Origin of the sequence: Chryseobacterium sp. OV279 (assembly GCF_900128945.1) — a bacterium.
Lineage (GTDB): Bacteria > Bacteroidota > Bacteroidia > Flavobacteriales > Weeksellaceae > Chryseobacterium.
Genome location: NZ_FQUD01000001.1, coordinates 397615 through 410685, shown reverse-complemented (window position 1 = coordinate 410685; position 13071 = coordinate 397615). Strand labels below are relative to the sequence as shown.

At 39.4% G+C, this 13071-nt stretch carries 6 protein-coding genes; 4 read left to right on the top strand and 2 right to left on the bottom strand.

All coding sequences use genetic code 11. The features are described 5' to 3' along the window. Positions 1-30: 30 nt before the first annotated feature. Together BUA72_RS01705 and BUA72_RS01700 are read right to left on the bottom strand one after the other, a co-directional pair. Positions 31-1452: an amino acid permease gene (locus tag BUA72_RS01705; RefSeq protein ID WP_072921558.1), complete on the bottom strand. Its 1422-nt coding sequence runs from the start codon at positions 1450-1452 to the stop codon at positions 31-33. Between the two features lie 117 nt (positions 1453-1569). Next, the gene (locus BUA72_RS01700; RefSeq protein WP_047452397.1) at positions 1570-1863 is read right to left on the bottom strand and encodes a helix-turn-helix domain-containing protein; all 294 of its coding nucleotides are present in this window, start codon (positions 1861-1863) and stop codon (positions 1570-1572) included. A gap of 186 nt (positions 1864-2049) precedes the next feature. Here BUA72_RS01700 and ccoN point away from each other — a divergent pair, with 186 nt between their 5' ends. The 4 genes from ccoN to BUA72_RS01680 all read left to right on the top strand — a co-directional run bounded on the left by ccoN (position 2050) and on the right by BUA72_RS01680 (position 13071). Continuing rightward, on the top strand, positions 2050-4329 hold the full coding sequence (ccoN, locus tag BUA72_RS01695) for a cytochrome-c oxidase, cbb3-type subunit I (protein WP_072921556.1): 2280 nt from the start codon (positions 2050-2052) through the stop codon (positions 4327-4329). Positions 4330-4348: 19 nt separating this feature from the next. Further along, a complete protein-coding gene (locus tag BUA72_RS01690; protein ID WP_072921554.1) occupies positions 4349-5236 on the top strand; it encodes a cbb3-type cytochrome c oxidase N-terminal domain-containing protein in 888 nt (295 codons plus the stop codon). A gap of 477 nt (positions 5237-5713) precedes the next feature. Continuing rightward, a complete protein-coding gene (locus BUA72_RS01685; protein ID WP_083544102.1) occupies positions 5714-10744 on the top strand; it encodes a translocation/assembly module TamB domain-containing protein in 5031 nt (1676 codons plus the stop codon). Beyond that, complete coding sequence (locus tag BUA72_RS01680; RefSeq protein WP_072921552.1) at positions 10744-13071, top strand: translocation and assembly module lipoprotein TamL; 2328 nt, start codon at positions 10744-10746, stop codon at positions 13069-13071. The genes BUA72_RS01685 and BUA72_RS01680 overlap by 1 nt, the downstream gene beginning before the upstream one ends.

The following is a 13071-nucleotide window of genomic DNA, read 5'->3' as shown; positions in this document are numbered from 1 at the left end:
TATATTATTGTACCAGGTTTGTTCTGTGAATTATTTTGCTTTATATATTTTAAACATTAAAAACAGGAATGCCAGCCATATCGGAATTAAAATCACCTGAATTTCCATGCCTGTGATACTCATCAATACCAAAATAGTCAGTAAGAATACGATGCAGATATAGTTCGAAACCGGGTAGAAAATAGACGGGAATGAAGTTTTTACTCCTGCTCTGTCTTGCTCTCTTCTGAATTTCAAATGCGTATAACAGATCATCAGCCAGTTGATAATTAATGTAGAAACTACCAGAGCCATTAGGTATTCAAATGCTTTTTCAGGAACCAGTTTATTGATGATGATACAGATTCCGGCAAAACAGGAAGAGATCAGAATTGCATTGGTAGGAACACTGTTTTTATTAAGCTTCTTCAAAAATTTCGGTGCATTTCCCTGCTGAGCCAATCCGAAAAGCATTCTGCTGTTGCTGTAAACACTGCTGTTGTACACAGACAAAGCCGCTGTCAAAACGATCAGATTAAGGATATTGGCAATTAAAACATTGAACTGGATCACCTTTCCGAATATGTTGAATTCAAATCCATTTAAATTTTGGAAAACCATCACAAACGGGCTTGTTCCTTCTGTAATTTCTCTCCACGGGCTTAATGCAAATAAAATAACAAGAGCTCCCACATAGAAAATCAAAATTCGGTAAATAACCTGATTGGTGGCTTTTGGAATCGTCTTTTCTGGATTTTTAGCTTCTGCAGCTGTAATTCCAATCAATTCCAGCCCTCCGAAAGAGAACATGATCATTGCCATAGCAGCAAAGAGTCCTGAGAATCCGCCTTCTCCTTTATTAAAAAATCCTTTGGGGAAAAACCCGCCGTCGTTCCACAGATTGGAAATACTCGCTTTATCGCCTCCGGTACCGCTCAACAATAAATAAATCCCGAAAACAATCATTCCGATGATCGCGACCACTTTGATGATGGAAAACCAGAATTCAGTTTCTCCGTAGACCTTTACAGAAGCCAGGTTTAAAGCATTAATGACGATAAAAAAGAATAAACTGGAAACCCAGAGTGGAATTTCGGGCCACCAGAAGTGAATATAATGTCCGATAGCCGTTAGTTCGGCCATACTTACCAGAATGTAAAGAATCCAGTAATTCCAGCCGGAAGCAAAACCGGGAAAATTCCCCCAATATTTATAGGCAAAATGACTGAAACTTCCTGAAACAGGCTCATAAACTACCATTTCGCCAAGCTGACGCATAATAAAAAAGGCGATAATTCCTGCTAAAGCATATCCGAGAATAACGGATGGTCCCGCCAAAACTGCTGCCGGACCGATCCCGAGAAACAGTCCCGTTCCTATAGCTCCTCCGAGGGCAATTAATTGAATATGTCTGTTGGTTAATCCTCTGACAAGAGCCCCATCATTGGACTCCGTTTTCTGTTCGCTGCTCATAAAATCAATTATGCCCTAAATATATAAAACTTTAGAGAAATTTGCCTTCTGTGAAGCATTAAGAACCTTCAAAAGATTCAGTTTTAAAGAATTAAAAAGTAAAAATGAAGTATTTCTTTATAAATATTCCTCAGGAATTGAAATATTATTCTTTTTCATATACTCCAAAAGCGACTGATACCGGTCTTCAGTCCCATCATTTCCGCATTTGTGCGAAATACTGCAGATATCGGAAGGTTTAATTTCAAGAATATCTGAAATCTTCGTCAGGATATCGAGATTGATCTTCACTTTAGAATTTTCAATATCGGAATAGGCCTTTTGGGAAATGCCCATTTCAAAAGCCATATACTCCTGCGTAAAGTCTTTGCTCCTACGGATTTTCCTGATATTTTGGCCACATACTTTCATCGTTTTTGTTTTAGTAGTTTTCGGTATAGTTTAGAAGGATACCTACTAGACTTACACAAAGTTAATAAATACCTTTGGCAAAACATTATACACGTTACATGATATTTATTTTTTCATCCAAATCAAGGTCACTGCCTTCTGATTTCAGAGGATAAATATCACTTCCGTACAACAACAATTGGAATTATGGAGACGCAAAAATTCAATTATGACAATAATATTGTCAGAGCATTCTTGTATGCTACTATCGTATTCGGGCTGGTCGGCTTTCTGCTGGGACTTTCGGCCGCACTGATGCTTTTCTACCCTGAGTTGCCTGAGTTTTTATTCGGGACAGATGATACCACGATTCAGAGTCTGAGAAGCGGAAATATCCAGGGACTGATCAACACGCAGGGTGCCATGGGATTCGGAAGGATCAGAATGCTGCATACGAGTGCCGTTATTTTTGCTTTTGTGTGTAATTCCTTCTTCTGCGGTGCTTATTACAGCATGCAGAGACTTTTAAAAACAAGAATGTACAGTGATACGCTTTCATGGATTCATTTCTGGAGCTGGCAGCTGATGATCGTTGCCGTAGTGATCACGTTCTTAATGGGAATCAATACCTCTAAAGAATATGCAGAACACGAATGGCCGATTGACATCCTGATTACCTTCTCATGGGTTATTTTCGGAATCAATATGTTCGGAACCATTGCGAAAAGAAGGGTAAGACACCTTTACGTAGCTATCTGGTTCTATATCGCAACATGGATTGCCGTGGCGATGCTGCATATCTTTAATAATCTTGAAGTTCCCTTATCATTCACAAGTTGGAAATCCTATTCTGTATATGCTGGTGTAAAAGATGCACTTGTACAGTGGTGGTACGGTCACAATGCTGTAGCATTCGTACTCACAACACCGGTACTGGGTCTGATGTACTATTTCATGCCGAAAGCGGCACAGCGTCCTGTATTCTCCTATAAATTATCCATTATTCACTTTTGGTCGCTGATATTCGTATACCTGTGGGCGGGCCCTCACCACCTTCAGTATACGGCGCTTCCGGCATGGGCTCAGGCCGTAGGTACGGGATTCTCTATTATGCTGATTGCTCCGTCATGGGGAGGAATGCTGAACGGTCTTCTTACCTTAAGAGGAGCCTGGGATAAAGTAAGAGAAAATCCGATCCTTAAATTCTTCGTCGTAGCAATTACCTGTTATGGTATGGCTACTTTCGAGGGACCTTTATTAGCTACTAAATCTTTAAACAAAATCGGGCATTACACCGACTGGGTCATCGGGCACGTACATTTGGGTGCGCTTGGGTGGAATGGTTTCATGGCCTTCGGAGTAGTCTATTATCTGATCCCGATCATGTGGAGAACCCCGTTATGGTCTAAAAAATTAGCCAACTGGCACTTCTGGCTGGGAACATTGGGAATTATCTTTTATGCCGTTCCGATGTATATCTCAGGATTCACCCAGGGATTGATGTGGAAACAGTTCAATCCGGACGGAACTCTGTTATGGAAAAACTGGCTGGATACGGTGACTGCGATCATTCCTTACTTTAAAATGAGATTCTTAGGAGGTCTTCTTTACCTTTCCGGAGCTATTTTAATGGTGATCAATGTGATTAAAACCGTAAGATCAGGTTCATTCCAGAAAAACGTTCCGGCAGAAGCTCCCGCATTGGCAGATATCGGAACCGCAAGAAAAGAAGGCGAAGGCGTACACCTTTGGCTGGAAAGAACACCAAAACTATTATCTATCCTGGCTTTCATTACCATAGCAATAGGCGGATTAATAGAAATCGTTCCGACCTTATCATTAAAACAAAGTGTTCCGACGATCACGGCTGTAAAACCCTACACACCGCTTGAACTGGAAGGAAGAGATTTATATGTCCGTGAAGGATGTAACTCCTGCCACTCCCAGATGATCAGACCTTTCCGTGATGAAATCGTGAGGTTTGAAGGTAAAAACGGACAGTATTCCAAAGCGGGAGAATTTATTTATGACCGACCGTTCTTATGGGGTTCCAAGAGAACCGGACCGGATCTTCACAGAGAAGGAGGCAGAAACCCGGATTCATGGCATTTCAAACATATGTACAACCCAAGAATTACCTCTGCAGGCTCCATTATGCCGCGTTTCCCATGGCTGATCACGAATCAGCTGGACCGTACTCAAATGGTAGCCAAGATGAGGTTAATGAAAAATGTTTTCGATGTACCTTATTCAAAAGCGGAAATAGATTCTGCCGGACAATGGGCAGACAATCAGTCCAAAGCGATTGTACAGAGAATTTATTCAGAAGCGGCAGATGTGAAAAGCCAGATGGAAAAAGAAAAAACAGCAAAAGGCGCTGCTTATATACCGCTTGAGCAGAGAGAAATTGTAGCGATGATCGCTTACCTGCAAAGATTGGGTACCGATATTAAAACGACACAGATCCAGACCGCAAGTGCTGAGTAACCTATAAAATTGTACTGCAATGAAAAAGAGAACCCCGATTTCAATATATATCGCAACAACGATAGGCTTAACGATCATGGCGTTTGAAATGTTCGCCGGAGATTCAGGTTATTTTTCCTCGCCGTTTTTCTGGGCGCTTATTCTCATCGCTGTCATTCTTCTCCTGATCATGAACTCGATTGGAGATCTGGTGGAAAATGAGAGTTTCAACAGGCTGACGGATGAGGAAAAGAAAGAATATTTAGCAGAAAAAAACATTCCGTATTATCAGAAACTTTGGAATTCTGCATTCAAGAAACAGTCTGCTACGGAAGAAAAAGACATTCTTATTGACCATGGTTTTGATGGAATCACAGAGCTTGACAATTCATTGCCGAAATGGTGGATCGGTCTGTTCTGGTTCGGATGTATATTCTGTGTAGTGTATCTGATGGCTTTTGCCTTCACGGAATACGCTCATCCTGAAGCTGAATATGACAAGGAAGTGAAAACCATGCTGGCTTCCATTGAAGAATACGAAAAAAATGCCCCTCAGATCAATCTGGAAAATGCAAAATACAGCGCCGATAATATCGCTGAAGGTCAGGAATTATTTAAAACCAACTGCGTAACCTGCCATGGTGACGGTGCAAAAGGAGGCATCGGACCAAATCTTACGGATACCCACTGGATCAATATCAAAGAAAAAAGTCTGTTTAAAAATGTCTTCTGGATGCTTGAAAACGGCTCTCCGAATAATCCTACGATGCGTCCTTTCATCAAAGACGGAACCATTACAGGAAGAGATGCTGAGAAAATTGCAACGTATATCTATCACATCAACCAGGAAACGGCTGCTATCACTCCGGCTCAGGGCGGTGCCGCTGCTCAGGGTGAAGAAGTGAAATGGGAAAACGGAAACAATTAGTTTTAATAGTCTGGAAGTTTGAAGCTGGAAGAGGGAAGTTATTGATGTCGAAAGGAAAACTTAGAGAACCATTTATTATTTTTTTCAACCAAATCATTAAATTTTAAAACAACAATCAAAATGAGTGGACAATATGAACTTCCAGCCTCCCTCTTCCAGCTTCCCGCCCTTTAAAACTTAGATCAAATAATTAACAAAATTTATTATCTCCATATATTCCTTGCCCCCTTTGAAACCTATCTAACATTTGAATTTCATTTTTGCTAAACCTTTTCAACGTTAAAAAATGATATAAAGGGGGCTTTTATTAAAAAAAATCCAAACCTTGGTTGTCTTTATCAACATATTCACTTGACAACTATTCAACTAAATTCCATATCAGGACAGCCAAGGCAGGATTTTTGTACTTATACTAGGATACCACAACGAAGAACTAATAAAATAGTATTCTTATATTTGTTAAAAACCTAGTCACATTTGAAACTGAAAATCAACAAAAGAAAAATTTTAAAGCGTATTGCAATAACTTTTATTTCGATATTGGTTTTTGTTACCCTTCTGATAGTAAGTCTGAGGCTTCCTGCCGTTCAAAATTTCATCAAAGACAAACTCGTCGTCTATCTTGAGAAAAAAATCAAGACCAAAGTAAGTCTGGAAAGGGTCTATATAGGATTCCCGAACAGTCTTGTGATGGAAAACCTCTATCTCAAAGGACAGGACGTAGACACGCTTCTGGCCGTTAAAAAGCTGGATGTAGGTCTGAATATGATGAAGCTTATCAGTTCCACGGCCGACATTACTTCGGTGGATCTTGAGGGAGCACGCGCCAATGTAGTCCGTAAACCGAACGGAACATTCAATTTCGATTATATCATCAATGCTTTTGCGACCAGCGATAAAGAGGAAAGTCCTTCCAAGCCATTTATTATTTCTCTTGATAAGATTAATTTAAAGGATATTGGGGTGACCTTCAACGATCAGCAGTCGAGGAACGATATTAAATTATATTTCAAATCATTTGATACGAGGGTTAAAACCTTTGATCTCAATAAAAATACCTATGCCGTTAATGATATCAATCTTGACGGACTGAAATTAAAATTAAAGCAGGACCTTATTGAAGAGGTTTCTAAAAAAGTAGAGAAAAAGGTAGATTCACTCAACGACAAAAAGCCGATGAATATTGGCCTTAGAGGAATCAAACTGACCAATTTCGATATAGATTACGGAGATGACAACACCAAAACGTTTGCTAAAGTTCTGTTCAAAGAATTAAGTACGAAGGTGAATAAGCTGGATCTTGAGAATAATTCCTACAATATTTCCAATGTTTTTCTTTCCGGGGCAGACATTAACGCCAATCTTTATCTTCCTGCACAAAACGCCAATCCGAAGGATACAAAAGAACCTGAAGTTTCTAAAATTTCAGACAAGGATAAAGCGATGAAAGTGCTTCTCGGAAAACTGGTACTGAATGATGTAAAAGTGGTGTACAACAATACCGCGATTGCTCCCACCAAACAGGGAATGGATTTCAACCACATGAATTTTTCTAAAATGAACGTGGAAGTAAGAAGCTTCAAAATGGAGAACAATACTTTTGCAGGAACCGTGAATTCAGCAGAAATTCAGGAAGGAAGAGGTCTGGATATCCAGAAATTCAATACAGACTTTGTCTATGAAGAAAAGCAGGCTTACCTGAAAGATCTTTATCTGCAGACTCCAAAAACGCTGATCCGTGATGAGGTGATTTTAAATTATGAATCCCTTGATCAGCTGACTTCAAATCCGGGTGCTGTAAAAATTTCAGCCAATATCAAGGATTCTAAAATAGGTTTCGCCGATATCCTGAATATCGTTCCGACTTTGCGAAATACGGCTCCATTCAATAAATATCCGAACGCGATTCTGAATGTGAACGCCAATGTTCAGGGAATCGTCAATGATTTACTGATCAAAGATCTTAAAGTGTCAGGTTTGGATCAGTTGAGAGTGGCTGCATCAGGAAGAATCAAAAATGCAATGAAACCTGAAAATCTGTACTATGATCTCAGGATCGGAGAATTTTCAGCAGAAGCTAAAACGGTTTACAATCTGGTTCCGAAAAATACCATTCCATCCAATATTTCCCTGCCTTCCCATTTCAGTATCAAAGGAAGTGCAAAAGGAACAACAAAGGTGGTGAAGGCAGACCTTAACCTCTACTCTACCCTTGGAAACGCTGCTATCGTGGCAGATGTGGATATGAGCAGAAAAAACCGCGAACTGTATGATGTAAAAGCTAATCTTCAGGCCATTCAGGTTGGAAAGATTATTAAGAATAAGGATGTAGGAGCCGTTACCGCTCAGATTTCCGCAAAAGGTGAAAGCTTTGATTTTAAAAATGCAAAAGCAGATCTTAAAGGTCATGTAGCATCAGCTGTTTATAAGAGATACCGTTACCAGAATATGGATCTGACAGGTAAAATTAATAAAGGAGTTTATAATATCGTTTTAAATTCAAAAGATCCGAATGCGAATCTGAATTTAATAGCTTCCGGAGTTTACAGCGAAAAAAATCCTACCGTGAAAATCAACGGTGAAGTGATCAAACTTGATGTGAATAAACTTGGATTCTATGAGAAACCCATGATTATTGCAGGAAAGATCGACGGGGATTTTTCAAGCCTTGATCCGGATGCACTGAACGGTTATTTAAACTTAAAAGATTTCGCGTTTTCCGACACCAAAGAAGTCTATCCTGTGCAGGAAGTTAATCTGAAAGCGTCTTCTACGCAGGATTCCACACAGATTATTTTCAATTCTCAGATTGCAGATGTTTCATTAAAAGGAAAATATAAACTGACCCAGATCTTTGGCGCATTAACACAGACGATCAATCAGTATTATCAGTTCCAGAAGCCTGCTAAAGGACAGAAAATTGATCCGGGACAGTTTTTCACCTTCAATGCCAAGATCAAAAATGATGATCTGATCAGGAAATTTGTTCCGGAACTGAAAACTTTTGAAACCATCAATTTAGCAGGAAATTATGATGCTGATTCTCAAAAAATTGAAATAGACGGACAGATCCCGCAATTATTATATGGTGAAAATTCGTTGGAAAATGTCGCGTTAAAAGTGACCAATGAAAATCAGGCGCTACAGTACAGTCTCAATGCAGGTTCTCTAAAAAGTTCCAGTTTCACCCTGAAAAAAATCGCGGTGACCGGAGATGTAGCGGATAATACCATTAATTACAATATTACCACCAAAGACGACAAAGATGCTACGCAGTTCCTTATTGCAGGAAAGGCCAAATCTCTGAATGATATCACAGAAATATCTCTGAACCCGGATGGTTTAAAACTTAATTATTCGGACTGGAATGTTGCTGAAAACAATAAGATCCAGATCAGCAGCAAAGGGATTCTAGCAGATAATTTTGTTTTGTCAAACGGAGGAAGTCAGATTTCGCTTCAGTCTGAAACCGAAAGTCCAGCCAGCCCGCTGAATGTTGCCCTGAAAGATTTTAAAATCGAAACCATTACCGAACTGATTAAAAAAGACACGGTTCTGGCTAAAGGAACAATCAACGGAACGGCTCAGCTTCGTGACGTAACGAAAAATATGACCTTCACTTCAGACCTTAATATTACGGATCTCATCGTGTACGGAAATGCGGTTGGAAATCTGGCGGTCAAAGTGAATAATGCTTCACCGAATATTTTAAATGCTGATGTTGCCCTATCCGGCAATGATAACGATGTGAAAATTCTTGGAGACTACAATACTTCTTCAAGCACATTTGATCTGAATATGGCGATCAACAAGCTTCAGATGAAGAGTGTTCAGGGCTTCTCCATGAATGCGATAACAAATACGGAAGGCTATATTTCAGGGAATTTAAAGATCACCGGAAATACAGAAAAACCGAATATTTTAGGTAAAGTAAAGTTCAATGATGCAGGGCTGGAAATTGCCAAAACCGGCAGTGATTTCAGAAAACTGAATGATGAAATTGACTTTACGAACCGTGGTATTGAGTTTAATAAATTTAAAATCAACGACAAGGACGGAAATTCTCTTGTCATCAACGGACAGGTTCTTACGCAGACGTACAGGGATTTTGCATTTAATCTTGATGTGAATGCCAAAGATTTCAAAGTCGTGAATTCAGAAAAATCCAATGACGCGATGATGTATGGAATTCTTGCCATTGATGCAGGACTTCATATCCGCGGAAACCTGGATCTTCCGAAAGTAGACGGCAGACTGGCCGTTTCAGATGATACTGATTTCACGTTTGTTCTTCCGCAATCGAGTCCTTCTGTACAGGAGAGAGACGGAATTGTTGAATTCATTGATCAGGATCAGGTAGTTTTAAATAAAACCGTTAAAGCTGATTCTCTGAAAGCCCAAAGCCGCATCAAAGGAATGGACGTGAGTGTGAATATTGAAGTAAGCAAGGAAGCTAAAATGTCCATTGTGATTGATAAAGCTAACGGAGATTTTGTAAAACTTCAGGGTGAAGCAGAACTGACGGGCGGAATTGATCCTTCAGGAAAAACAACGCTTGTAGGGGTTTATGAAGTGGAAAAAGGTTCTTATGAACTTTCCGTAAGTCTTCTGAAACGTAAATTTGATATCCAGAAAGGAAGTACCATTACGTGGACCGGTGAACCGACTGCCGCGATTATGGACATCACCGCTGTGTATAAAACGGAAGCTCCACCTATTGATCTCGTTGAGCAGCAAGTGGGTGGTGAAGATGCTTCCATACTGAATCAGTTTAAACAGAGAATCCCTTTCAATACTTTACTAAAAATGAAAGGTGAACTTCTGAAACCACAGATCAGTTTTGATATTACGACGGACGAAAAAAATAATGCGATCTCCTCTACGGTAAAAGATATTGTTGATCAAAAGCTAACCCAGCTGAGAACTCAGGAATCTGAAATGAATAAGCAGGTTTTTGCGCTTCTTTTACTGAACCGTTTCATTGGGGAAAATCCTTTTGAATCGGGTGCGGGAATGTCTGCTGAAATGATGGCCAGACAAAGTGTGAGTAAAATTCTTTCGCAACAGCTAAATAATCTTGCTTCGGGCTTAATTAAAGGAGTGGATATAGATTTAGGTCTTGATTCTTCTGAAGATTATTCAAGTGGGAAGAAAAACACAAGAACGGATCTGAATGTTGGGGTAAGTAAAAAATTACTGAATGACCGTCTGAAAGTTTCCGTGGGAAGTAATTTTGCCCTGGAAGGTGAAGCACGCCAAAACGAAAGCACAACGAATATTGCAGGAAATGTCACAGTAGATTACAGCCTTTCAAAAGACGGAAGGTATATGCTTAGAGCGTATCGTAAGGATGAGTATCAGGTGGCTCTTCAGGGGCAGATCATAGAAACGGGAGTAGGTTTTATCATTACTTTAGACTATGATAAATTCCGTGAGATTTTCCAAAAAAACAAGAAGGAGAGACGCAAAAAAGAAAACAAAAATAACCAAGTGGTAGAATTTAAATAATGAAAAGCAGACTTAATCTATATTGTAAATATCTGTTCGCTTCGGGCCTTACCGCAGCTAGTCTTTCCTGCAGCAATACGAAATATCTGAAGCAGGGACAGATGCTGTATACCGGCGGGGAAGTGAAAATAGAAAACGACAGTCTTTCGAAGAAGGAGAAAAAAGAACTTAAGGCTGCATTGGAGGAGAATTTAGTTCCTAAACCTAATTCCACTTTATTAGGTCTCCGTCCGAAATTATATTTCTACAATATCGCCAAAGAACCTAAAAAAGATAAAGGTTTTAATTACTGGCTAAAATATAAAGTAGGTGAAAAACCTGTATTACTGGGAGATGTAGACCGTGAGTTTAACAGAAAGATTATTGAAAACTATTCTGAAAACAAAGGCTATTTTAATGCAAAAGCGACCTATGATACGGTTTCCAAAAATAAAAAAGCACAGGTTATTTACACCTTAAGACCCGGTGCAAGATATCTGGTGAGCAATGTTAAATTTCAACAGGATTCTTCACTGGTAAATAAAGAAATCCAAAGTCTGGCCAATAAAACGCTGCTTAAATCCGGAAAACCTTTTGATCTCGATGTGATTAAAAATGAAAGAGAAAGGATAGATAATGGCTTAAAAGAAAGAGGCTTCTATTACTTCAGTCCGGACAATATTATTGTTCAGGCAGACAGTACCATAAGCAAAAATCATAAGGTTGAACTTAACGTAAAATTAAAAGAAGACACTCCGGATCTGGCCACTGATCAGTTCAGTATTGACAAAGTAATTGTTTTCCCGAATTATAATATTCAGGATGTAAAAAGAGGAAAGTATAACGTTCCGATGAATCCTGATTCGCTTTCCAAATATGCCTATGATGACATTTATGTGATTGATCCGCAGCATAAATTTAAACCAAAGATTTTCGACAGAGCTTTGTACTTTAAAAAAGGAGATCTGTATAACCGTTCCAACCATAATCTTACGCTCAACCGTCTGATTAGTCTGGGCGTTTTCAAATTTGTAAAAAATGAATTTATAGTTTCAGATTCATTAAAACATCAGTTTGATGCGTATTATTTACTGACCCCAAGACAAATTCAGTCGCTGAGGCTGGAAGCTTTGGGAAGAACCAATTCTGCGAACTACGCTGGTAGTGAGCTTAACTTAAACTGGACACACAGAAACTTTTTCAGAGGAGCCGAACAGTTTAAAGCAGCTGTTTATGGTGCATTTGATTTCCAGATGGGAGGTCAGGAAAATGCAAAGAATCTTTTCCGTGCTGGATCAACCGTACAGCTTTCCATTCCAAGAATCGTAGCCCCTTTCCGTTTCAATTCTTCAAGTGCATTTGTTCCGAGAACGAATATCAATTTAGGATTTGAATTCCAGAACCGTACTGAATATTATACGTTGAATACATTCAGTGCATCATTTGGGTATTTATGGAAGGAAAATGTAAGAAAGGAGCATGATCTGAAGGTATTGGACGTGACATTGGTTTCACCTGCCAAGGTTACCGCTCTGTATGACTCTATATCGGCTAACAGTGATGCCATGCAAAGGGTTGTTCAGAAGCAGCTTATTTTTGGTCCTACCTATTCTTATACCTATACGAATACAATGCTGTCCAAGCCGACAACCATTTATTATAAAGGAACATTGGATTTGGCAGGAAATCTTACAGGTTTGGTAACCGGTGCCAATGTTGAAAAAGGAAAAGAAAAAAAGATTTTCGGAATCCCTTTCAGCCAATATGCCAAAATAGAAAATGACTTCAGGCTTTATCATAAGTTTACAGAAAAAACATCTTTAGCCACCCGATTTATAGGCGGGATCGCTTATCCTTACGGGAATTCGGAGAATATTCCTTTCTCCAAACAGTTCTTTTCGGGAGGAAGTAACAGTATCAGAGCATTCCGTGCGAGAACATTAGGTCCGGGAAGTTTTGATCCGAGAACCATTAAATCAGGTTATTATTTTGACCAGTCCGGAGATATTAAGCTGGAACTTAATGCAGAATACCGTGCCAATCTTTATAAGTTTTTAAATGTGGCGGTCTTCGCAGATGCAGGAAATGTTTGGTTAATTAATGAAGATACCCAAAGACCGGGTGCTAAATTTTCTAAGGAATTTTTAAGTGAAGTTGCAGTCGGAGCCGGAGTTGGTCTAAGACTTGATTTCTCTATCTTAATTTTGAGGCTGGATCTTGCCATGCCGTTGCGTGTTCCTTATTATGAAAAAGGAGACCGATGGGCATTTAACCGGATCAACTTCGGAGATTCACAATGGAGAAAAGATAATTTAATTTTAAATATAGCCATCGGATATCCTTTCTAA